This window comes from Pseudomonas sp. TH41 (assembly GCF_016650695.1).
Lineage (GTDB): Bacteria > Pseudomonadota > Gammaproteobacteria > Pseudomonadales > Pseudomonadaceae > Aquipseudomonas.
In genome coordinates, this window is sequence record NZ_JAEKFH010000005.1 from 483,448 (window position 1) to 505,502 (window position 22,055).

25 protein-coding genes are annotated in these 22,055 nt (G+C 61.1%); 10 read left to right on the plus strand and 15 right to left on the minus strand.

Translation table 11 applies throughout. The annotated features are described in order from the left end of the window. Positions 1 to 10 precede the first annotated feature (10 nt). Positions 11 to 988, plus strand: a complete 978-nt coding sequence (locus tag JFU37_RS20725) for a 5'/3'-nucleotidase SurE (protein ID WP_201118062.1) — start codon at positions 11 to 13, stop codon at positions 986 to 988. A 388-nt stretch (positions 989 to 1,376) separates the two neighbouring features. Here the strand turns inward: JFU37_RS20725 and JFU37_RS20730 are convergent, their stop codons facing one another. Genes JFU37_RS20730 through JFU37_RS20740 form a run of 3 tightly spaced genes read right to left on the minus strand, consistent with a single transcriptional unit; the run spans position 1,377 to position 4,250 of the window. Continuing rightward, the gene (locus JFU37_RS20730; RefSeq protein ID WP_274609950.1) at positions 1,377 to 2,501 is read right to left on the minus strand and encodes a 3,4-dihydroxy-2-butanone-4-phosphate synthase; all 1,125 of its coding nucleotides are present in this window, start codon (positions 2,499 to 2,501) and stop codon (positions 1,377 to 1,379) included. After that, a complete protein-coding gene (locus tag JFU37_RS20735) occupies positions 2,498 to 3,424 on the minus strand; it encodes an alpha/beta hydrolase (protein ID WP_201118064.1) in 927 nt (308 codons plus the stop codon). Before JFU37_RS20735 ends, JFU37_RS20730 begins: the two co-directional genes overlap by 4 nt. Further along, positions 3,411 to 4,250 carry an SDR family NAD(P)-dependent oxidoreductase gene (locus JFU37_RS20740; RefSeq protein WP_201118066.1) on the minus strand — a complete coding sequence of 280 codons (840 nt, stop codon included), beginning with the start codon at positions 4,248 to 4,250 and terminating at the stop codon, positions 3,411 to 3,413. The genes JFU37_RS20735 and JFU37_RS20740 overlap by 14 nt, the downstream gene beginning before the upstream one ends. A gap of 146 nt (positions 4,251 to 4,396) precedes the next feature. Here JFU37_RS20740 and JFU37_RS20745 point away from each other — a divergent pair, with 146 nt between their 5' ends. The 4 genes from JFU37_RS20745 to JFU37_RS20760 all read left to right on the plus strand — a co-directional run bounded on the left by JFU37_RS20745 (position 4,397) and on the right by JFU37_RS20760 (position 7,836). Continuing rightward, on the plus strand, positions 4,397 to 5,440 hold the full coding sequence (locus JFU37_RS20745) for a Rieske 2Fe-2S domain-containing protein (protein ID WP_201118068.1): 1,044 nt from the start codon (positions 4,397 to 4,399) through the stop codon (positions 5,438 to 5,440). Between the two features lie 136 nt (positions 5,441 to 5,576). Next, positions 5,577 to 6,707, plus strand: coding sequence for a helix-turn-helix transcriptional regulator (locus JFU37_RS20750; RefSeq protein WP_201118070.1), 1,131 nt, complete (start codon positions 5,577 to 5,579; stop codon positions 6,705 to 6,707). Between the two features lie 87 nt (positions 6,708 to 6,794). After that, positions 6,795 to 7,343, plus strand: coding sequence for an ADP compounds hydrolase NudE (gene nudE, locus JFU37_RS20755; RefSeq protein ID WP_201118072.1), 549 nt, complete (start codon positions 6,795 to 6,797; stop codon positions 7,341 to 7,343). A 325-nt stretch (positions 7,344 to 7,668) separates the two neighbouring features. Further along, complete coding sequence (locus JFU37_RS20760) at positions 7,669 to 7,836, plus strand: hypothetical protein (RefSeq protein ID WP_201118073.1); 168 nt, start codon at positions 7,669 to 7,671, stop codon at positions 7,834 to 7,836. A 53-nt stretch (positions 7,837 to 7,889) separates the two neighbouring features. Here JFU37_RS20760 and dmpG read toward each other — a convergent pair whose 3' ends face one another. From dmpG to JFU37_RS20780, 4 genes are read right to left on the minus strand one after another with little or no spacing between them, the layout of a single operon-like run. Further along, a complete protein-coding gene (gene dmpG / locus JFU37_RS20765) occupies positions 7,890 to 8,924 on the minus strand; it encodes a 4-hydroxy-2-oxovalerate aldolase (protein ID WP_201118074.1) in 1,035 nt (344 codons plus the stop codon). A gap of 13 nt (positions 8,925 to 8,937) precedes the next feature. Beyond that, on the minus strand, positions 8,938 to 9,846 hold the full coding sequence (locus JFU37_RS20770; protein WP_201118075.1) for an acetaldehyde dehydrogenase (acetylating): 909 nt from the start codon (positions 9,844 to 9,846) through the stop codon (positions 8,938 to 8,940). A gap of 19 nt (positions 9,847 to 9,865) precedes the next feature. After that, positions 9,866 to 10,657, minus strand: a complete 792-nt coding sequence (locus tag JFU37_RS20775) for a fumarylacetoacetate hydrolase family protein (protein WP_201118081.1) — start codon at positions 10,655 to 10,657, stop codon at positions 9,866 to 9,868. After that, entirely contained in the window at positions 10,654 to 11,481 is an 828-nt protein-coding gene (locus JFU37_RS20780) for an alpha/beta fold hydrolase (protein WP_201118083.1), read from the minus strand. Before JFU37_RS20780 ends, JFU37_RS20775 begins: the two co-directional genes overlap by 4 nt. A gap of 266 nt (positions 11,482 to 11,747) precedes the next feature. Here JFU37_RS20780 and JFU37_RS20785 point away from each other — a divergent pair, with 266 nt between their 5' ends. Together JFU37_RS20785 and JFU37_RS20790 are read left to right on the plus strand one after the other, a co-directional pair. Continuing rightward, positions 11,748 to 12,521 (plus strand): SDR family oxidoreductase, encoded by a 774-nt coding sequence (locus JFU37_RS20785; protein WP_201118086.1) that lies wholly within the window; start codon positions 11,748 to 11,750, stop codon positions 12,519 to 12,521. A gap of 17 nt (positions 12,522 to 12,538) precedes the next feature. Continuing rightward, positions 12,539 to 13,024, plus strand: a complete 486-nt coding sequence (locus JFU37_RS20790) for an SRPBCC family protein (protein ID WP_201118088.1) — start codon at positions 12,539 to 12,541, stop codon at positions 13,022 to 13,024. A 223-nt stretch (positions 13,025 to 13,247) separates the two neighbouring features. On the opposite strand, the gene JFU37_RS20795 is transcribed toward JFU37_RS20790, so the two are convergent. From JFU37_RS20795 to JFU37_RS20820, 6 genes are read right to left on the minus strand one after another with little or no spacing between them, the layout of a single operon-like run. Beyond that, complete coding sequence (locus JFU37_RS20795; protein WP_201118090.1) at positions 13,248 to 13,637, minus strand: steroid Delta-isomerase; 390 nt, start codon at positions 13,635 to 13,637, stop codon at positions 13,248 to 13,250. After that, on the minus strand, positions 13,638 to 14,840 hold the full coding sequence (locus JFU37_RS20800; RefSeq protein ID WP_201118093.1) for an acetyl-CoA C-acyltransferase: 1,203 nt from the start codon (positions 14,838 to 14,840) through the stop codon (positions 13,638 to 13,640). It abuts the gene before it with no gap. Between the two features lie 31 nt (positions 14,841 to 14,871). Next, positions 14,872 to 15,330, minus strand: coding sequence for a MaoC family dehydratase (locus JFU37_RS20805; RefSeq protein ID WP_201118095.1), 459 nt, complete (start codon positions 15,328 to 15,330; stop codon positions 14,872 to 14,874). 2 nt (positions 15,331 to 15,332) lie between these two features. Then, on the minus strand, positions 15,333 to 16,115 hold the full coding sequence (locus JFU37_RS20810; protein ID WP_201118096.1) for an SDR family oxidoreductase: 783 nt from the start codon (positions 16,113 to 16,115) through the stop codon (positions 15,333 to 15,335). 14 nt (positions 16,116 to 16,129) lie between these two features. Beyond that, on the minus strand, positions 16,130 to 17,323 hold the full coding sequence (locus tag JFU37_RS20815) for an acyl-CoA dehydrogenase family protein (protein ID WP_201118097.1): 1,194 nt from the start codon (positions 17,321 to 17,323) through the stop codon (positions 16,130 to 16,132). Then, positions 17,320 to 18,492: an acyl-CoA dehydrogenase family protein gene (locus JFU37_RS20820; protein WP_201118098.1), complete on the minus strand. Its 1,173-nt coding sequence runs from the start codon at positions 18,490 to 18,492 to the stop codon at positions 17,320 to 17,322. Before JFU37_RS20820 ends, JFU37_RS20815 begins: the two co-directional genes overlap by 4 nt. A gap of 227 nt (positions 18,493 to 18,719) precedes the next feature. Between JFU37_RS20820 and JFU37_RS20825 the strand changes: the two genes are divergently transcribed. Beyond that, positions 18,720 to 19,361: a DUF480 domain-containing protein gene (locus JFU37_RS20825; protein ID WP_201118099.1), complete on the plus strand. Its 642-nt coding sequence runs from the start codon at positions 18,720 to 18,722 to the stop codon at positions 19,359 to 19,361. A 127-nt stretch (positions 19,362 to 19,488) separates the two neighbouring features. Here JFU37_RS20825 and JFU37_RS20830 read toward each other — a convergent pair whose 3' ends face one another. Further along, positions 19,489 to 20,007: a cupin domain-containing protein gene (locus JFU37_RS20830; protein ID WP_201118100.1), complete on the minus strand. Its 519-nt coding sequence runs from the start codon at positions 20,005 to 20,007 to the stop codon at positions 19,489 to 19,491. Between the two features lie 88 nt (positions 20,008 to 20,095). Continuing rightward, positions 20,096 to 20,914 (minus strand): shikimate 5-dehydrogenase, encoded by an 819-nt coding sequence (locus JFU37_RS20835; RefSeq protein ID WP_201118106.1) that lies wholly within the window; start codon positions 20,912 to 20,914, stop codon positions 20,096 to 20,098. Between the two features lie 245 nt (positions 20,915 to 21,159). Between JFU37_RS20835 and JFU37_RS20840 the strand changes: the two genes are divergently transcribed. Further along, positions 21,160 to 21,546: a hypothetical protein gene (locus JFU37_RS20840; RefSeq protein ID WP_201118107.1), complete on the plus strand. Its 387-nt coding sequence runs from the start codon at positions 21,160 to 21,162 to the stop codon at positions 21,544 to 21,546. A gap of 232 nt (positions 21,547 to 21,778) precedes the next feature. Next, positions 21,779 to 21,973 carry a hypothetical protein gene (locus JFU37_RS20845; RefSeq protein WP_201118108.1) on the plus strand — a complete coding sequence of 65 codons (195 nt, stop codon included), beginning with the start codon at positions 21,779 to 21,781 and terminating at the stop codon, positions 21,971 to 21,973. The last annotated feature ends 82 nt before the right edge of the window (positions 21,974 to 22,055 follow it).

Consider the following 22,055-nt stretch of genomic DNA (forward strand, 5'->3'; position numbering starts at 1 on the left):
AAGACTCTCCATGAATAAACTCTTCACTGGCGTCATCGCCATGGCCAGCGTCGGTCTGTCGATGCAGGCCAATGCCTTGAACATTCTGCTGACCAACGACGATGGCTGCCGCGCGCCCGGCATCGATTCGATGTACCGCGCACTGACCGCCGCAGGGCACAAGGTCACGCTGGTCGGCCCTTTGAACGACAGCAGTGGCATCAGCGCCGCCAGCGTGGTCGTGCCCGGCCAGGTCCTGGCGGTGACCGAACTGGCACCCGGCAAGTTTTGTGTCGGCCCACCCGAGGGCTACACCCCACCAAGCGGCAAGACGTCCGCCATTGGCACTCCGGTGGATGCGGTCAACGTCGGCCTCGACGTGTTGCTCAAGGACATGCCGCCAGACCTGGTGGTTTCAGGCAGCAACTTTGGCGAAAACGTCGGCCCGCTGACGCAAATGTCCGGCACCCTGAACGCGGCCGTGCGCGCGATGTTCAAGGGTATTCCGGCGGTGGCGGTATCGACGGCCATCGACATGGACCTGATCATCCGCGATCAACAGGCCGGCTACCGCAAGACCCTTGGGGCCATGGACGATACGGCGCGTTTTGCCGTGAACGTCATTCAGCAAGCGAGCCTGGCCGGTGCGCAAGCGAAACAGGCCTGCGCCAAACACCAACACCGGTGCGAACTGAACGTACTTGGCCTGCCGGGTGTCAGCGGCTTGAACCTCAACTACCCGGCACTGCCGGCCAGCGAGGTCAAAGGCGTGAGCTTTGCGCCAATCGGCAACTGGGATCGGGTGAACTTCACTTCACAGCGCGGCGCCGATGGTGTGGTTCATGTCAACCTGGCCCCACCGCCAACGCCGACGGCCGCACAACAACAAGCCGATGCGTATCAGCTGTGGCAAGGGCATGCGGTCATTACCGTGATTGACGGCAACATGAGTGCACCGGGTACGGTGCAGGATCAAGCAAAGAAGATACTGCGCGGAGTTAAACCTTAAGCCAGCGCGAAACCTGTGGGAGCGGGCTTGCCCGCGAAGAGGCCGGCACATGCAACCTCAATGTCGCCTGACACACTGCCTTCGCAGGCAAGCCAGCTCCCACAAGCAATCGGGGTCGCACACAAACTCCGAGGCCAACAAAAAAACCTGTGGGAGCGGGCTTGCCCGCGAAGAGGCCGGCACATGCAACCTCAATGTCGCCTGACACACTGCCTTCGCAGGCAAGCCAGCTCCCACAAGCAATCGGGGTCGCACACAAACTCCGAGGCCAACAAAAAAACCTGTGGGAGCGGGCTTGCCCGCGAAGAGGCCGGCACATTCAACCTCAATGTCGCCTGACACTCAGCCTTCGCGAACAGGCTCGCTCCCACAGGTAGATGTGCTTGCCTCAAATTACAGGTTGAAACGGCACAAATTCGGTCACTTCCAGATCAAACCCGGACACGGCCTTGTACGGCACCGGCGAGCTCATCAGGCGCATTTTGCGGACGTTTTGATCGCGCAGAATCTGCGCCCCGACGCCAAGGGTCCGTTGCGGGAACTGTGGCGCCCGTGGCTTGCCGCCGCTGCGCTGACGCAATTGTTCGAGCACGCCGTCGGCGGTTTCCTTCTGTGCCAGCAGTACCAGCACGCCACAGCCGGCCGCTGCGATGCTCGCCAGTGACCGTTCCAAAGTCCATTGCCGAGACCCGCCTTCGCTTTCACAACCCAGCACATCACGCAGCGTCTCGACACTTTGCACCCGCACCAGAATCGGCTGGGAGCTGTCGATCCGGCCTTTGACCAATGCAAGATGCAGCAAACCTTGATAAGTGTCCTGATAGGTCGTCACCTGGAACTCACCGTGACGGGTATGCAACGGATATTCACCGCCACGTTCGATCGTGCCTTCATGCAGGATGCGGTAATGGATCAGGTCGGCAATGCTGCCGATCCGCAGAGCGTGACGACGGGCAAATTCGTGCAGCTCAATGCCCCGCGCCAACTCACCCTCCTCATTGAGGATACCCACCAGCGTCGACGCCGGTTGCAGGCCCGCGAGACGGGTCAGGTCGCAGGCTGCTTCGACGTGCCCGGCGCGCTGCATGACGCCGCCCGGCAAGGCCTGCACCGGGAAGATATGCCCAGGCTGAACCAGGTCCGCAGGACCGCTGGCCGGGTCCACCGCAACCTGAATTGTTCGCGCCCGGTCCGCCGCGGAAATGCCGGTGGATACCCCGGTGGCCGCTTCGATCGAACAAGTAAAACCCACGCCGTGCTGCGCCCGCGAATGGGGCACCATCAGGTCCAGCCCCAGTGCGCGGCAGCGTTGTTCGGTCAATGCCAGGCAAATCAACCCACGCGCCTGCACCGCCATGAACGTGACCGCTTCGGAACCGGACTGTTCGGCGGCCATCAGCAACGAGCCTTCACCGTTGTGTTCGTCGTCGGTGATCACCACCATTTGCCCGGCAGCAATGGCCTCGATCAGCTGTGGCACGGTGTCGAAGGTCAGGTTATCCGCGCCGTTCAATTGAGTGCCCTGCGCAGGTCTGCCGCGGCATCGGACAAGGCTTGTGCGGCACGCTCGACAAACGGCGCCATGCTGATAAACCCATGAATCATGCCTTCGCAACGTTGCAGGCGCACGGATACGCCAGCCTGTACCAGGCGCCGGGCAAATGCCTCGCCCTCGTCACGCAACGGGTCGAACTCGGCAGTGATCAGGGTGGTCGGCGGCAAATCCGCCAGCCGGTCGGCGTGCAATGGCGAGGCCAAGGGATCATCACCCAGCCCGGCATCCGGCAAATACTGCTGCCAGAACCAGTACATCATCGCGGCCGAAAGGAAATACCCCTCGGCAAAATCCTCATAGGACTGACTGTCGCATCGCGCGTCGGTGACCGGGTAAAACAGGCACTGGTAACTGACTTTCGGCCCCTGACGTTGCGCCGCCAGCCGGCTGACCGCGAGCGCCAGATTGCCCCCGGCACTGTCCCCGGCCAGCGCCAGACGACGGCCATCGATGCCGAGTTCGGCGGCATGCTCGACCAGCCAGCAAGTGGCCGCGTAACAATCCAGCGGTGCCGCCGGGAATTGGCTTTCCGGGGCCAGTCGATAGGCAATGGAAACCACCACTGCTTCGGCCTGACTGGCCAGGGAGCGGCAGAGGTTGTCATGGGTATCGAGGTTGCCCATGATAAAACCGCCACCGTGGAAGAACACCAGCAACGGCAAGTTATCGTCTTCAAACGGCCGGTACAGCCGCGCATCCAGTTCGCCCACCGCGCCGGCGACCTTCAGGTTACGTACCTCAACCATCGGGTCGCCGGGGATGGCGGGCTGCAGGTTGTCGCAGAGCTGGCGGTATTGCTCGGCGTCGAGCTGGCCGAAATTGGGCTCTGGCAGGTCGCGAAACTGCTGGAGCACCGCGGCGATTTGCTTATCGAGCGGCATGGGCATCTTCCTCTACATCGGTCATTTGAAACTGCGGATTGGTCTCTTCCAGGATGCTTTGAACCCGCCGCTCCAGCGCCGGTTTGAAGCCTTTGTGGGGGAAGATCCAGAAGCGTTTTTCGGCGATGGCGGCGAACACCTGCGCCGCCAGTTCAGCCGGTGTCATGCCTTGGCGAATGGTGCTGTCGAGCAGCTCACTGAAAGAAGTACCGGCAGTGTCCACCACCTGGTTCGACGCCATGATTTCACTGGCCACCGGCCCTGGACACAGCACAGAAACCGCCACCGGCGCACCGAGCATGGCCAATTCGTAATGCAGGGTTTCCGAGAGCGCGACCACCGCTTGTTTGGTCACGTTGTACGGCGCCATCAACGGACTGCTGAGCAAACCGGCGAGGGAGGCGGTGTTGATCACATGGGCCGCCCTGCCCTGGCGCAGAAACAGCGGCACGAAAGCGCGAATGCCGTTGATCACGCCGTTGAGGTTGACGTCGAGCATCCGTTGCCATTGCGCCTGGGTGATTTCCCAGCTGTAGCCGGTTTGCATCACCCCGGCGTTGTTGAACAGCAGGTCCACCCCGTCAAAGTGCTCGACAGCACAATCACGCAAGCGCTCGACCTGGGCCGCATCCCCCACATCCGTAACGCAGGCAATCGCCTGCGCACCGTCCGCCTGCAAGTGCTCGCACAAGGTTTGCAAGCCTGCGGCATCCCGATCGGCCAGCACCAGGCGCATGCCCAGTGTCGCCGCGTGTTCGGCCAGGCCTCGACCAATACCGCTGGCGGCCCCGGTGATCACCGCGACCGGCCCTTGTTCTTTATTCATCGCCAACTCCTGCACTGGGTCCAATGGCGCCAGTAGAGCGGGCCTGTCTTACGTAGCCATCGTCCATTCAGACGATGCCGGCTTTTACAGGGTCGGCAGAATCCGTTACGTGCGTCAAACCCGTGAGCCTCCCGGAGAATAATAAGATGAGTACCCTGCACCGCATCGAAGCCAAACTGCTGGAAGACCGCTACGCCCGAGGCTGGCATTGCCTCGGCCTGGCCGCCCAATACCGCGACGGCAAGGCCCATCGCCTGGAGGTGTTCGGCACCCGGTTGGTGGCCTTCCAGGGCGAAGACGGCGAGTTGCATATTCTCGATGGCTATTGCCCGCACATGGGCGCCGACCTCAGCACAGGCTGTGTCGAAGGCAACTCGATCCGCTGTCCGTTCCATGCCTGGCGCTGGGGCGCCGATGGCGTCTGCGATGACATTCCTTACGCCAAACGCATTCCGCCACGGGCCAAGATCAAGAGCTGGCCGCTCATGGAAGAAAACAATCTGCTGTTCGTCTGGAACGATCCGGAAGGCAATCCACCACTGCCCGAACAGCATATCCCGCGCATCGACGCCTGCTTCAGTGACGAGTGGGCGGCGTGGGAAGTCGCCGAGTTGCAGATCGGCACCAATTGCCGCGAACTGATCGACAACATCGCCGACATGGCGCACTTCGGCACCGTACACGGCGCACCGGTGGAAGAATTCAGCAACGTCTTCGAAGGCCACCTGGCCACGCAGATCATGAGTGCCCGCAGTGAGCGCTTGTCCGGTGACAGCGCCTTGAGCACCGTGGCCACCTACTTCGGCCCGGCCTATCAGATCACCGAAATGACCGGTTCCATGAACGGCCAGCCGATCCACTCGATCCTGCTCAACTGCCATGTACCGATCGACCTCGACAGCTTCACCCTGCGCTACGGTGTGCTGGTGAAAAAGATTCCGGGGCTCAGCGAAGAACAGAATCAGGCGATGGCCAAGGCCTACGTGCAACAGGCCCAGGAAGCCTTCTACGAAGACGTGGCCATTTGGCACAGCAAGACCCGCGTCGACAACCCGTTGCTGTGTGACGGCGACGGCCCGGTTTATCAACTGCGCCGTTGGTACGAGCAGTTCTACACCGACGTCGAAGCGCTGTCGGCCGACGTACTGGAACACAAACGTTTTGTCGTGCGCTCTCGCGAACGAGCCTGAATACGCTGCCCATTTTGCGTTACAGACGCCAGATGGGCAGCCGCCCGTCAGGCCCTGCGCCCGAGCGTTGCAAGGAGTCGATATCGACGCTTATTCTCGGCCACCGCCAACGCTAATAATAAGAACGGTTTTCCCTATGCAGCAGGACTTCAGCCTCGATACGTTCAGTGATTTGGTCGGCAACCTCTATCAGGGGCCACTGGAAACCATTCCCTGGGCGACCTTTCTCAATCAGCTCAACGTGCATCTGCACAGCAAGTACGTGACCTTCATCCTGCGTCCGCCCAGTGCGCACGTGGACGGCTTGATGGTCAACACCACCGGTACCTCGACCGAGGCGACCGCGTCCTATAACAAACACTTTTTCAGCCTCGACCCCTTTGTCGACCTGCCCAACCGCCAAGTGGTGACCCTTGCCGAGTTCGTGTCCAACGACGATTGGCAGCACTCGGAGTTCTACAAGAGTTTCCTCGAACCGGTGGACGTGTTCCACATCCTCGGCGCCGACATCAACACCGTCGATGGCGCCCAGTGCCGCATCCGCATCAGTCGCGGGCGTGACGACAAACCCTTCGGCAACGAAGAAAAAGCCTTGCTGACGCATTTCATTCCGCACCTGGAACGCTCGATCAAGATCCACATGCAGCTCAATCGCATCGAAGCCGAGCGCAATCTGTACGCCGGCGCGGTGAATCAGATGGCAGTCGGCACGATCATCCTCGACGAGGCCGGCAAAGTGCTGCAGACCAACCAGGTTGCCGACCGGCTGATCCAGGAAAAGGACGGCATCAAACTGGTCAACGATGGCCTGCAAGTCGGTACGGCCCGTGACACCCAAGAGTTTCGCCGCCTGGTGAAGCAGTCGCTGCTTTCGCAAAAGAGCAGCAACCCGTCGGTGGTCGAAGCCCTGCGGGTACAAAGGCCGTCCGGGAAGGCCGACCTGGGGATCATCGTGCGCTCGGTGCCGCTGACGGACTGGAGCGAAGGCAAACAGTGCCCCACCGTGGTGATTTTCATCAGCGACCCGGAGCAACAGTCCACCGCACCACAGGAGATCGTTCGCGCTCTGTTCGACTTCACCCCGGCGGAAACCCAGCTGGCGATGTTGTTGGCCAACGGTTTGACCCTCGACGAAGCCTCGGAAGAGCTGGGCATCAGCCGCAATACCTCTCGGGCGCATTTGCGCTCGACTTTCTCAAAAACCGGCGTGACCCGCCAGACCATGCTGGTGCGCTTGATCCTGCGCAGCGTGGCGACCCTGGGCTAACGCCCATTTTCCGCCCTCGTCCGCTCGGACGATGGCGGCCACTACGGTACGGCGCACAGTGGCTCTATCCCAACCAGGGGCCTGACCATGCGCAACTGTCCAACCATCCTCAAGACTGAATTGCTGGCTGAAAGCGGCTATTTTCAGATCGAAGCTCTGCACCTGCAATTCAGCAACGGCCAGCAGCGGGTTTACGAACGCCTGCGCGGCACTGGCTACCGCTCGGTGATGTTGGTGGCGATGCCCGATCCGCAGCATGTGTTGCTGGTTCGCGAATACGCGGTCGGCGTGGAAAAAACCGTGCTTGGCCTGCCCAAAGGTGGCGCAGAACCCCACGAAGACTATCTGCAGGCGGCGCAACGGGAACTCTGCGAAGAAGTCGGGCTGCGTGCCGCGCGCCTCAGCGAACTGGGCGAACTGACGTTGGCACCGGGCCACTTGTGCCATCGCTACCGGGTGGTGCTGGCCGAACATCTGAGCCCCTGCCAACTGGACGGCGATGAGCCCGAACCCCTGGAGTGCCTGCGCGTACCACTAACGCAAATCCCCGACCTGGTCGCCCGCGGCGAACTCAATGAAGCCCGCGCCATCGCCGCACTGTTCATGGCCATCGGCGCCATCGCCCGGCGGGGATGACGCCCAAAACCTGTGGGAGCGGGCTTGCTCGCGATGAGGCCAGAACATTCACCATCGATGTCGCCTGATACACCGCCATCGCGAGCAAGCTCGCTCCCACAGGGGGGCGAGGTCGTACGCAAAGACGAGATACACCACAAAACCTGTGGGAGCGAGCTTGCTCGCGATGAGGCCAGAACATTCAACATTGATGTTGCCAGACACACCGCCATCGCGAGCAAGCTTGCTCCCACAGGGGGCCTGTGTAGTCCATTCGGACGAAGCCACACCCCGCCAGCCGCAATACCTTGCCTCTACAACAATAAAATCCGTGTCGAGGCTCGCTATGCGAAAAGCCACCTGTGCCCTGTTCATCATCGTCTGCGCCGGCAGTAGTGCCGGCCTGTGTCAGCTGTTCAAGAACGAAGCCTACCGCCCCACCACCGCCTACTTCAGCTGTTCAAGCACGTCCATCAACTGCTACCCCCCGTTGGTGCACAACCTGCTGCCATAAAAAAACCACCGGAACTGCAAGCCAGTTCGGTGGTTTTTTTTGTTGCCCAAACGTCAGGTCGGCAAGACACCACGCGAACGTGACAACGTCAGCGCCAGGTCCTCGATCATGTCTTCCTGGCCGCCGACTGTCCCGCGTCGGCCCAACTCCACCAGCAGTTCACGGGCAGCAATGCCGTACTTTTGCTCGGCACGTTTAGCGAACAACAGGAACGAGCTGTATACACCGGCGTAACCCAGGGTCAGCGCATCGCGATCCAGGCGAATCGGCTGATCCATCATCGGCACCACCAGGTCCTCGGCCACGTCCATGATCCCGTACAAGTCGATGCCACTGTTGACCCCCATCCGCTCCAACACCGCAACAAACACCTCAAGCGGCGTATTACCTGCACCCGCCCCCAGCCCCGCAACCGAACCGTCGATCCGCGCAGCACCTGCCTCGATCGCCGCCAGGGAGTTGGCAATCGCCATGCCCATGTTGTGATGACCATGAAAACCCACCTCGGTCCCGGCACTCAGCCCGGCGCGCAACACGGCGATCTTCTCGCTGACCTCATCGGGTAGCATGTAGCCAGCCGAGTCGGTGCAATAGATGCAATTGGCGCCGTAACTCTCCATCAGCCGCGCCTGCTCCAGCAGTTTTTCCGCACTGACCATGTGCGCCATCATCAGGAAACCGACGGTATCCAGGCCCATCTTCGCCGACATGCCGATGTGCTGGCCGGAGACATCCGCCTCGGTACAGTGGGTGGCCACGCGAATGGTCGACACCCCGTGCTCATGGGCCATGCGCAAATGATCGAGGGTGCCGATGCCCGGCAACAACAGCGCCGATACCTTGGCCTGCTGCATGCGCGGGATCACCGCCGCGAAATATTCCTCGTCGCTGTGGGCTGGGAACCCGTAGTTCAGCGAAGCACCACCCAGGCCATCGCCGTGGGTGATTTCGATCAGCGGCACGCCGGCCGCATCGAGACCGGTCGCCACCGAGATCATCTGTTCCAGACTGATTTGATGCTGTTTGGCATGCATGCCGTCGCGCAGGCTCATGTCATGCAGACGGACGCTCTTACCTTGCAAATTCATCGCAATTCTCCACTCAACGGACGGGCAGTTGCAGGGTGCCCTTGTGGGCTTCTTCGGCGAACATCTCGGCCGTGCGCAAACCGGCGGCGGTCATGATGTCAAGGTTACCGGCGGACTTGGGCAGGAAGTCGCCGAGGCCTTCGACCTCAATGAAGATCGACACCTTGCGCCCGTCGAACACCGGCCCGTTGATCAGCTTGTAACCGGGCACGTAGCGCTGCACCTCGTGAACCATCTGCAACACCGAGGTGCGAATCGCATCCTGATCAGGTTCTTCATCGGTCAGGCAGTGGATGGTGTCGCGCATCATCAGCGGCGGCTCGGCCGGGTTAATGACGATGATGGCCTTGCCGCGTCGGGCCCCGCCGATTTTCTCGACCGCGCCAGCGGTGGTGCGGGTAAATTCATCAATGTTCTGCCGCGTGCCCGGGCCAACAGAACCGGAAGACACCGTGGCGACGATTTCGCCGTAACTCACCGACTGCACGCGCGACACCGCCGCGACCATCGGAATGGTCGCCTGGCCCCCGCAAGTCACCATGTTGACGTTCATCGCGAGGCTCGACGCGTGCTCTTTGAGATTGACCGGCGGCACACAAAACGGGCCGATGGCCGCTGGCGTGAGGTCGATCATGATCACCCCGAGCGCGTTGAGCTTGCGGCTGTTTTCCGCGTGCACATAAGCCGAGGTGGCATCGAAGGCGATACGAATATCATCGTCGAGCACATGCGGCAGCAGCCCGTCGACGCCTTCCGCGGTGGTTTTCACGCCCATTTCCCGGGCGCGTTTGAGGCCCTCGGACTCAGGGTCGACGCCGACCATCCACACCGGCTCGATCCATTCCGATCGGTACATCTTCATTAGCAAATCAGTGCCGATATTGCCCGGGCCGATAATGGCCGCTCTGAGTTTCTTGCTCATCCGGTTAACACCCCACAGGTCAGACGCAAAAGGACACCCGGGCACTGCCCAGGCCATCGATGGTCAGGGAAAAAAGGTCGCCGGCACGCGCCGGTTCCAGCGGCACCAGGGAGCCTGAAAGAATGATCTCCCCGGCCTTGAACGGAATGCCGAAGGCGCCGAGGGTGTTGGCCAGCCAGGCCACGGCGGTTAACGGATTGCCTTGCACCGCCGAGCCCAGCCCCTCGCTAAGGGGCTCACCGTTCTTCAACACGCGCATGCGCAAGTTGGGCAAATCCAGCGTCCGTGGATCGACCCGGCTATCGCCCAGCACGAACACGCCGCAAGAGGCGTTGTCGGCGACGGTGTCCTGAATGCGAATGCGCCAGTCATGAATCCGTGAATCGACAATCTCGAAGCACGGCATTACGTACTCGGTCGCTTCCAGTACGTCGGCTTCGGTAACACCGGGGCCGATCAGGTCGTGCTTGAGCTTGAAGGCAATCTCGCCCTCGGCGCGGGGCTGGATCAATTTGTTGGCCGACAGGGAAATCCACGCATCGTTGGCAAATGACATCTGCCGGGTGATGAAGCCGAAATCCGGTTGATGCACGTTAAGCATTTGCTGGACCGCTGCCGAGGTCACGCCGATTTTTTTGCCGACAATCTCGTCCCCGGCCGCTACTCGGCGTTCGATGCTGTAGAGCGAAATATGGTAGGCATCCTCGATGCTGATCGCCGGCCAGCGCTCGGTCAGCGGCGCCAATGTGCTGCCGCTCAGCAATGCCTGATAAAGCTCTTCGCCGTATTGCCGGCGCAGTTGCACGCTCATCGGCGGGCCTCCTCAAGGAATACCAGGCACTCGCGATTGAACAGCTCACGGTGCTCGACCTGGACCCAATGCCCGCATTCGCTGAGCAGTACAAAGCGGATTTTGTGGCACTGCTGCATCATCGTGTGCGCGCCAGACACCGGGCAGAACTTGTCGTTCATGCCCCAGAAACCGAGGATCGGGCACTGCAATTCGCCGAGTCGCGACGTCATGTTCGGCACTTGCATGGTCGACAGCACACACACCGGTTGTTGATGCACCACGGCGACCCGCTCGTTGACCGTCTCGTCGCTGATCAGGGTCTCGTCGAACAGCTGCAATGTGAGCAACCGGCGCATGCCGGCCGCGTCATGGAGTTCACCCTTGGCGAAGGCCGCGCCCATTTTCTGGATGCCTTCCATCTGCAAGTAATACTGTTCTTTTTCCATCAGGCCGCCGGGCGCCATCAGCACCAACCGGCTCACTCGCTGCGGCTGGTCGAGGGCCAGTTTGATGGCGATTGCACCGCCCAGCGAATTGCCCACCAGCACGCAACGCTGGATATCCAGCGCGTCGAGCAAGCCGCTCAACGCTGCGACAAAGAAATCCAGGGTGTAGAGGGTGTCGGGTTTATCCGAAGCGCCATAACCCGGAAGGTCCGGGACAATGGTGCGGTAACCAGCCGCCGAGAACACCGGGTAGTTCTGCTTGAAGTTGCTGTGACCACTGGCGCCCGGTCCGCTGCCATGGATGAAAATCACCGGTTCGCCACTGCCGACGTCTTGGTAATGCAGCTGCAGACCTTCCGGCAGCGTAACGAAGTGCCCTTGCGCTGATGCGCCCATAAGGTGTCCTCCCGGCCTGTTGTTGTCGCCGGATTATTCCGAGGGCCCGGACAAACAACATCGTCCGACAGGACTACGCGTCTGTAGGAGCGAGCTTGCTCGCGAAAAACGTCTGGACAACGCACTCAGTCAGGCAGGGCACGCTTTCGTTGACGTCCATCGCGAGCAAGCTCGCTCCTACAGTCTCTAGTCTCATCGGACGTTGGCCGACAAGTGCTGCAGTCCTAGCATCAACAGTATTTCCACCCGACAGAACGAGAATCCCGATGCTTGATCCGATGGACTTTCGCGGCAAAGTGGTACTGGTCACCGGCGGTGGCAAAGGTGTCGGTCGCGGCATCAGCCAGCGCTTTCTGGACAGCGGCGCCGACGTGGTGATCTGCGGTCGCGAAGCGCCGCACACCTTGCCCGCCAGTGCTGAGCGCGAGGCGTTGTTTTTGCCCTGCGATTTGCGCGATGTCGAGCAGTCCGCGCAGTTGATTGAGGCCATCGTCGAGCGCTTTGGTCGCCTCGATGTGTTGGTCAACAACGCCGGCGGCTCACCGAATGCCGACGCTGCCAGCGCCTCGCCGCGTTTTAGCGAAGCGATCATCCGCCTTAATTTGCTGGCACCGCTGAATCTCTGTCAGCAGGCCAATCAGGTGATGCAAACGCAGGCCGGGGGTGGCGCGATCATCAATATTTGCAGCGTCAGCGCCACCCGCCCCTCCCCCGGCACTGCTGCCTATGGTGCGGCCAAGGCCGGTTTGTTGAACCTGACCACATCACTGGCGGTGGAGTGGGCGCCCAAGGTGCGGGTCAACGCCGTGACCGCCGGGCTGATACTCACCGAACAAGCCGCCATGCACTATGGTGACGACGCCGGTATTGCCCGGGTGGCGGCGACCATTCCGTTGCAACGCCTGGCAGCCCCTGAAGACATTGGCGATACCTGCCTGTACCTGGCGTCGTCGCTGGCTCGTTACGTCAGCGGCGCAGACATCACCGTGCATGGCGGCGGCGAACGCCCGGCTTTTCTCGACGCGGCTCAATCCCATTGAACAAGAGGAGTTCCGACATGCCCGCGATTGCCAGCCACAGCGTTCTACTTGATCTCACCCCGCAAGCCGCCTGGGCCAAACTGCGCGACCTGAGCCTCGCCCCGCACTATGTGCCGGGCTTGACCGGTTGCCAGTTTCATCCCGGCGCACGTGAAGGACTTGGCGCCAGTCGCCGGGTGTTTCGCAAGGGCGGCCAATGGCTGGATGAAAGCGTGGTGCAATGGCAGGAAGGTGCAGGTTTCGTACTGATCCTGCACCGGGCCAGTGACGGCGCGCCCTTCCCGTTTCGCGAGGCCAGCTTCAGTTATGCCCTGCAAGGCGAGGGAGATGGGGCACGCATTACCACGCGCATGAGCTACAGCCTGCGCGGTGGCAGGCTGGTGGAATGGCTGCTGGCCAAGGCGTTCAACAACGTCGTGCGACAGATCGCCGAGAACCTCAAGGCGTACTACGAAAGCGGGCAGACGCAGAATTGCGACTTGCTCGCCGAACGCGCCCTGTAGCAGGCTCGTGTAGCAGCTGCCGAGCCTGCGAGGCTGCGTTCGGCTCGCGTAGCAGCTGCCGAGCTTGCGAGGCTGCGTTCGGCTGCGCAGCAGTCGTAAAATCAGGCGATTCGGTATTCGAGACAAACCGTGGGGGCAGGATTCACGACTGCTTCGCAGCCGAACGCAGCCTCGCAGGCTCGGCAGCTGCTACGGGGATGTGTTCAAGCTGCTTGGCATTAGCCTATGCCCCACCTTGAGCGGTCAGATTGACCTCGCTCCAATAGGCTTTCATCGAGCGGATCTTGCCGTCCGCATCGAACTCCATCACATCGATCACATGTAGCGAACACGGTTGCCCGGCCCACTCCATGTCGACCCGGAATGGCATCGCCCCGCAACCGTTGAGTGTCGCTCGAACCGGGCCGGTCAGGGTCGCCGAGACGTTGCTTGCACCCAGTCCTTCACGGTAGAAACGTTCGATGGCCACAAGTCCCTGAATCGGCGGCTGGCCGACCGGGTCTTCGACCACCGCACCCTGGGCGTAGAGCGCCACAATCGCGTCGATGTCGCCGGCGTCCACCAGCTCCACATAACGCGCCATGGTCTGTTGAATCTGCTGAGTGCCGATCATTCAAACCACCTCGAACAGTGCAGCGGCCCCCATGCCACCACCGATGCACATACTCACCACCACGTAGCGCAAACCGCGGCGCTGTCCCTCGACCAACGCGTGACCGACCATCCGCGCGCCGGACATGCCAAACGGGTGCCCGATGGAAATCGCCCCGCCGTTGACGTTCAATCGCTCAGACGGAATGCCCAGGGTGTCGCGGCAGTACTGCACCTGACAGGCGAATGCCTCGTTCAATTCCCAGAGGCCAATGTGGTCCATGGTCAGACCATGACGCTTGAGCAATTTCGGAATGGCATACACAGGCCCGATGCCCATCTCGTCGGAGTTGCAGCCAGCGACCGCCATCCCGCGATAAATCCCCAGCGGTTCCAGTCCACGCTTTTCAGCGAGTTTGGCGCTCATCAGCACAGACGCCGAAGCGCCATCGGACAATTGCGAGGCATTGCCGGCCGTGATGAAGCGGCCCTTGTCACTCCACTGACCGCCCGGCCACACCGGCTCCAGTGCATTCAGGCTTTCACGCGTGGTGTCGATGCGGTTGCACTCGTCGCGCAGCAAGGTGACGGACTCGTAGCGGGTCTCGCCGCTGGTTTTGTCGACAATCACTTTGCGGCTGGTCAGCGGCGCGAGTTCACGGTCGAACAACCCGGCACTTTGCGCCAACGCCGTACGCACCTGGCTCTGGTAACTGTATTCGTCCTGTTCCTCGCGGGAAATGCCATAACGTGCAGAGACGATCTCGGCCGTTTCGATCATCGGGATATAAGCGTGCGGATCAAGTTCGATCACCGCGCCGGACTGGTTGCGATACAGGTTTTTGTGTTTGTTCTGCACCAGGGAAATCGACTCCAGGCCTCCGGCCACGGCGATGTCGATTTCGTCGCACATGATGCCTTTGGCGGCCATGGCGATACTCATCAGGCCCGACGAACATTGGCGCTCGACGGTCATTCCGGCGACGGAGGTCGGCAAGCCGCCGGCAATCGCGCACAGGCGCCCCAGGTTATAGGACTGCGTTCCCTGCTGCGCCGCCGCGCCGATGATCACGTCGTCCACTTCGCCCGGCTCGATGCCGGCTCGGCGCACGGCTTCGCGCACAACATGGCCGCCAAGTTGCGGTGCTTCGGTGTCATTGAATGCACCGCGAAAGGCTTTGCCGATCGGAGTGCGGGCGGTCGAAACGATGACGGCTTCTTTCATGTTCAATTCCTCAAGTGTTCTGCTGGCTGGCTCAAGCGGGGTAGTAACGGCTGATGGTGTCGACCACGCAGCCGGGACGCTCCTCGCCATCGATTTCGACGCTGACGCGAATGGTGGCCTGGACGCCACCCTTGACCTCCTCGACCAACGTCAACTGCGCACTGCCGCGCACCCGCGCACCGACGCGCACCACATTGGGAAAGCGCACCCGCTCACAGCCGTAATTGACGCCCATGGCAATGCCACGCACCTCGACGATTTGCGGCAAAAACAGATTGACCAGCGAGAGGCTCAGATAGCCATGGGCGATGCAGGCGCCAAAGGGTCCGCTGGCGGCCTTGAGCGGGTCGACGTGAATCCACTGGTGATCACCGGTGGCTTCGGCGAACTGGTCAATGCGTGGTTGCTCAAGCGTCAGCCAGTCACTGACCCCAAGGTCCTGGCCCACGGCGTCGAACAAGGCAAGCGGCGTGTCGAAAACTCGTGGCATGTTCAAGCCCTCTGACTGGACACCGACAACACTTCGCCGGTCATGTAGGAGCTGTAGTCACTGGCCAGGAACATCATCACGTTGGCCACTTCCCAGACCTCGGCGGCACGGCCGAACGCTTCGTTGGCGGCGAGTTGATCGAGCACCGCCTGGGGCGCGGATTTGCGCAGGAAATCGTGCAACGCAATACTCGGGCTGACCGCGTTGATGCGAATGCCGTAGTCGGCGGCCTCTACCGCTGCGCATCGGGTCAATGCCATGACGCCGGCTTTGGCGGCGGCGTAGTGCGATTGTTCTTTTTGCGCCCGCCAGCCCAGCACCGAAGCGTTGTTGACGATGACCCCGGTACGTCGCTCGATCATCTTCGGCAACATCGCGCGGGTCATGCGCATGGTGCCGGTGAGCGTCACCTCGAGAACCCGGTTCCACTCCTCGTCCGTCATCTCCACCAGCAGCCGCGAACCGCCAAGCCCGGCGTTGTTGATCAGCACATCGACGCCTTGCAAGTCACGCTCGGCGCACGCGATTAGCTCCTGCACCTGGGCTTCGTCGGCGACATTGCAAACCTGGCCGAAGACTTGTTCCAGGCCAGTGGTTTCGCGGATCTTCAACACCGCCTCGGCCAACCGGCCTTCGTGAATATCGCTGATCATCAGCGCGCGGCAACCTTCCTCGGCAGCACGCACCGCGGCGGAGAAACCGATACCGGCACCCGCCGCTGCCGTGATCAGCACCGACTTGCCGCGCAACAGGCCGTGGCCCGCAACATAGTGTGGAACAGACATGGAAAACTCCTTGGTCAGGTGCGCGGGCGCGGTTCTTTGGGCATTCCCAAAGCGCGCTCGGCGATGATGTTGCGCTGGATCTCGTTGCTGCCGCCGTAGAGGGTGTCGGCGCGACTGAACAGGTACAGCGACTGCAATCGGGTGAGTTGATACGGCGCGGCTTCGAGCAACTCGGCCTCGGCGCCGAGCACGTCCATCGCCAACTTGCCGAGGCTGGCATGCCAGGTCGACCAGAACAGCTTGTAGATGGTCGCCTCTTTGCGTAGCGAACCGTCCTGCGCCCCGGAGAGCATGCGCAGCGAGTTGTAGCGCATGATCCGCAACCCGCTCCAGGCTTCGGCCAGGCGCTGGCGCAGGACTGGATCGCACGCGGCGCCATTGGCCCGGGCGATGGCGATAATTTCGTTCAGTTCATTGTGAAACTGCATCTGCTGGCCAAGGGTCGAGACCCCACGTTCGAACCCCAGCAGTGCCATGGCAATTTTCCAGCCTTCGCCCGGCGCGCCGATGATGTTGGCGGCATCGGTGTGGGCATCGTCGAAGAACACTTCGTTAAATTCCGAGGTGCCGGTCAGTTGCTCGATGGGGCGTACGGTGATTTCCGCTTGGGCCATGGGCACCAGCAGGAAAGACAGGCCACGGTGGCCAACGCTGCCGGGTTCGGTGCGGGCGATCACAAAGCACCAGTCCGACTCATGGGCCAGCGAAGTCCAGACTTTCTGGCCGTTGATCACCCAGCTGCCGCTGGCTTCGTCCAGCACTGCGCGGGTCTTGACGTTAGCCAGGTCTGATCCGGCCCCCGGTTCGGAATAGCCCTGGCACCAGAACGTTGTACCGTTGACGATGCCCGGGAGAAACCGCTGGTGCTGGTCTGCGTTGCCGAAGGCGGCGATGGTCGGCCCGGCCAGGCCTTCGCCGATATGCCCCATGCGTCCGGGGCCACCCGCGCGGGCGTACTCCTCGTGGAAAATCACCTGCTGGTTGATCGACAAGCCTCGTCCGCCATGCTCTGGCGCCCACCCGACACAGGTCCAGCCGCCCTCGGCGAGTTTGCGTTCCCAGGCCTTACGCTCTTCGGGAAAGCTATGTTCATCGCCTGGGCCTCCGCGAAAACGCAGGGGCTCGAATTCACCGCAGAGGTTGGCACTCAACCAATCGGCCACTTCCTGACGGAAGCACTCATCCTGCTCGCTAAAACTGATTTTCATGACTGTTCTCCAAGAATTGCCACGGCAATCCGCTCGCGGTGCCAGGCAGGTAACCCGAGAAAGCTTTCGCTGGCACGGGCGCGCTTGAAGTAGAGGTGCGGGTCGTATTCCCAAGTAAAACCGACGCCGCCGTGCAACTGGATCGACTCGGACGCGCAGTGGAAATAGGTTTCAGAGCACTGCGCCTTGGCCAGCGCCGCCGCCAGCGGCAACTCGGCGGCCACCCGCGAGTCGCCCTGTGGATCGAGGACTTCCTGAGCCACGCAGGCCGCGTAATAACTGGCTGATCGTGCGCATTCGACCTGCAGCATCATGTCGGCGGCACGGTGTTTGAGCGCCTGAAAACTGGCGATCGCACGCCCGAATTGTTGGCGTTCCTGCATGTAGGCGATGCTCAGGTCGAGCACTTGCTGCGCGCCGCCGGTCTGTTCGGCGGCCAGGCCAATGCAGGCCAATTGCAGGACTCGCTCCAGGTAAGGCCAACCCGCGCCGAACTGACCCAGCAGGCAGTTAGCGCCGAGGGAGACGCCTTTGAGTTGAAGACGCGCCTGACGACGGGTCTGGTCCATCGTGGGCACCCTCTGCCGCTCGATCCCGGCACGGTTCGCGTCCACGGCGAACAGGCTGATACCTGCTTGACCGGTCGATCCGGGAGTCCGTGCGGCAATGATCAAGAGATCGGCGCTGTGCCCGTCGAGGACATGCTTGAGGATTCCGTCGAGCACGAACCCTTCGCCCTCGGGCACCGCCGTCACCTGAACATCCTCGGCCGTCCAGCCATTGGCGCTGCTGAAGGCCAGCGTCGCCGTGAGGCTGCCATCAGCGATCAATGGCAGCCAGCGCCGCTTTTGCTCATCGTTGGCGGCCAGCAACAATGCCGGCGTGGCCATGCAGGCGGTGGCAAAAAACGGCGAGCACAGTAAGCTGCGACCCATCTGTTCCAGTAAAATCACTAGCTCGACAAAGCCCAGACCAAGCCCACCGTATGCTTCGGGAATATGAATCGCCGGCCAGTACATTTCGCGGCACAGACGTTGCCACAGTGCCTCGTCGAAACCTCGCTCACTGACCATCGCCGCCCGTACGGCGGCAGAATCCGACACGGCGGCGAGAAAGCCTTCGGCCGATGTACGGATCATTTCCTGTTCGTCGCTGAATGCAAACTCCATCGCGGCGCCTTCTGCTCGTTTGGCGGGGCACGCATGCAGCGACACCCCTCTGGCCTTCGAGTTTGGTGCCAGCCGGACGCGACAGAATCGTTAGCCCTGCCTAGTCCGAACGGGCGATGCCGCAGAGAATGAAACGCTGCACGGCAGGAATGCTCGACTAACCTCCCATTACGAGGTCTTATTGGCCGAGAACATCAAAACCAACCGCTAGCGAGGTTCCAGACACTGTGAGCACTGAGCAAGAGACGACCTTTGACGAGCCGCGACTCAACAGCACGGAAATCCGCATTCTGGGTTCGTTGATCGAGAAACAGGCCACCAGCCCGGAAACCTATCCGCTGACCCTCAATGCGTTGGTGATTGCCTGCAACCAGAAAACCAGCCGTGAACCGGTGATGAACCTTACCCAGGGTCAGGTTGGCCAGAGCCTGCGCGCCCTCGAAGGTCGCGGTTTCACCAGACTGGTGATGGGCAGCCGGGCGGATCGCTGGGAACATAAGGTCGACAAGGCACTGGAACTGGTGCCGGCGCAGGTGATTCTGACGGGGTTGCTGTTTTTGCGTGGTCCGCAGACGGTCAATGAACTGCTGACCCGCAGCGGGCGCATGCATGAGTTTGAAGATGCCGAACAAGTCGTGCATCAGCTGGAACGGTTGATCGCGCGAGGTCTGGCACTGCTGATTCCACGCCAGGCGGGTCAGCGTGAAGACCGGTATATGCATGCGTTGGGGGATCCGGCGGATATTGAAGTGATCCTCGCGGCACGGCAGAACCCGGTGGAACGCAGTGGCGGTGTGTCGGCTGAGCGCATCGAAGAGCTGGAAGCGCGAATTGCAGCGCTGGAAGAACGCCTGGCACGCCTCGAATAACTAAGCCACACATCGTCCAATGTGGGAGCGGGCTTGCTCGCGAAGGCGGCGTAACGGTCACCTGAGATGGTGAATGTCATGCCCCCTTCGCGAGCAAGCCCGCTCCCACATTTTACTTTCGGTGAGGCTACTCGCCGTCCCAGTAATCCACACCGTCGCCCGGCCGGGCGATGGCGACGAAGCCCGAGACATTGCCCTGCGCATCGACCTTGAAGTCGTCCATCACCGCGTACTTGCCGGAATCCGGGTATTCGCAGATCTCCGGCGATTGCTGGGTGCTGACCGCCAGGTAGCGTAATTCGCCGTGGCTGGTGTTGATGATCTGGTGCGCCGCCTCAGGACCGCCCGGCGGGCAGGCAATCACGTCGCCCGCACGAATGGGAAAACGCTCGGCACCGAGACGAACCTCCCCTCCCCCGGCCACGACGTAAAACATCTCCTCGTTAACCCGATGACTATGAAACGGGCTGCCGCGCATGCCCGGCTCCAGTACGTACAAGCGATAACCCAGCTTTTTCGCCCCCAATTGCTGACCGACACGCGCTATCCGCTGTTGATAGCGTCCAGCCGTGTCGCCGGTGGGCGCCAGGGCCTCGGGTAGCGGTTCAAGTTTGACCTGGTGCAGATTGAGGATCGCGGGATGCATGGAAACCTCCAGAGGGTACAAAACGCAAAAGATCGCAGCCTGCGGCAGCTCCTGTAGGAGCTGCCGCAGGCTGCGATCTTTTGATCTTTCAGCTACGGGCAAATTCCACCGCTTTATGAAACTGCTCATCCGTCGGCCGCACGCCGGTATAAAGCACAAACTGCTCCAGCGCCTGAATCGCGATCACTTCCAGCCCGGTGATCACCCGTTTGCCTTCGGCACGGCCTCGCATGATCAACGGCGTTTCCGAGGGGATCGCCACCACATCGAAGACAATCTCGGCAGCTGCAATGGCTTGACCATCGAACGCCAGTTGATCGGCTTCCGGGCCGCCGGTCATACCGATCGGTGTGACGTTGATCAACAATTGCGGCCGCTGGCTGCCCAGTTCCGCCTGCCATTGATAGCCCAACGATTCGGCCAGCGCCCGACCCGCCTGTTCATTGCGGGCGACGATCAGGCCATTTTTGTAGCCACCGTCGCGCAGGGCACTGGCCACGGCCTTGGCCATGCCGCCGCTGCCACGCAAGGCGAAGGTCGAGCTCTTCGGCACTTCGTGGGTTTTGAGCAATTGCTCGATGGCAATGTAATCGGTGTTGTAAGCCTTGAGGTGCCCGTCGGTATTGACGATGGTGTTGATCGATTGAATGGCCGCGGCAGACGCGTCCAGTTCATCGACCAGCGCAATGCAGGCTTCCTTGAATGGCATCGAGACGCCGCAGCCACGAACTCCCAGGGCACGAATACCGCCGACTGCTCCGGTCAGGTCCTGGCTACTGAAGGCTTTATAGTAAAAATTCAGGCCCAGCTGTTCATACAGATGATTGTGAAAGCGCAGGCCAAAGTTCCCCGGGCGTCCCGACAGGGACATGCACAACTGGGTGTCTTTGTTGGGGTTCATCTGCATGTGGATCTCCTTCATAAGCACTTTCAGATGGACGGGATTAGCCAATCCATCGGGTTCTGATCGATCATAGAGGCCTGTCTACGCGGGTTTTCGCGGGACCGTAAGGATGCCGGTACAGACCTTACACAAAATTTACCTAACGGCCGTGCTGATTTTCAAAAAAGCGCTGTCTTAGATGTATCCCCGCGACAATCCTTGGGTCTATTGCAGACGCAAGCGCCGGGTCGAAGAACCGAGGAATTATCATGATCCGTAAAATCCCCACAGTAGCTTTGCTGATCGGCGCCCTCGCTATCGCAGGGCAGGCGCAAGCCCATGGCGGTGGTGGCAACAGTTGGGAAGGTCCAGCGGTGTTTGGCGCGATCGTCGGTACTGCAATTGTCGGTTCGGCCCTGATCAACAGCAACCGGCCGGTCTACGTACAGCAACCGGTATACGCGCAGCCACAACCGGTATACGCGCAACCACAACCGGTTTACGTGCAACAACCGCCACCGGTTTATTACCAGCCGGCCCCGGTCTATGTGCAACAACCGGTCTACGTCGGCCCACCACCGGTTTATTACGGTCCGCCACGTGGTTACTACGGCCGCGGTTACTACGGCCCTCCCCACGGGTATGGCCACTGGTAACGGTGTCATCAAGCCCCGCCTCGACAGCGGGGCTTTTTTGTGACCGTCCGTCGGTGCAAGTCTGGATAAATCGCGTCAAGGTCGCTGTCGGGACAGTGGCGCTGGTTCAACTTGGCAAGATTGACTCAGCCCCCCCGCCCATGCGAGGAAAACGGTCATATTTTCGTCATACCAGGTCCGCAAGCTTGGATCTGTCCGCCAACAACAGGTTGATAAAAACAAGGACGACCTCATGCCAACACAAAACCCGCACCGCAATGTCGACTTGTGCACTTCCAGCAAGGTGTACAACGCACTGACCGAACTCAAGCACCTGGAAGGCCATCGCAGTGCCAAGTTTCTCTCGCTGCTGGCCGAGAACCTTGTACGCAAAGGCCTGCTCAACGAGCACGAAGTCATTCATATGCTGGATTTGACCGTCGACTGACCGATAGACAGTTGATTGGCTTCACCGCCATCAATGACCACTATCGAAAGTGTTGATTGTCCGAAAAATCGCCAGGTCCGTA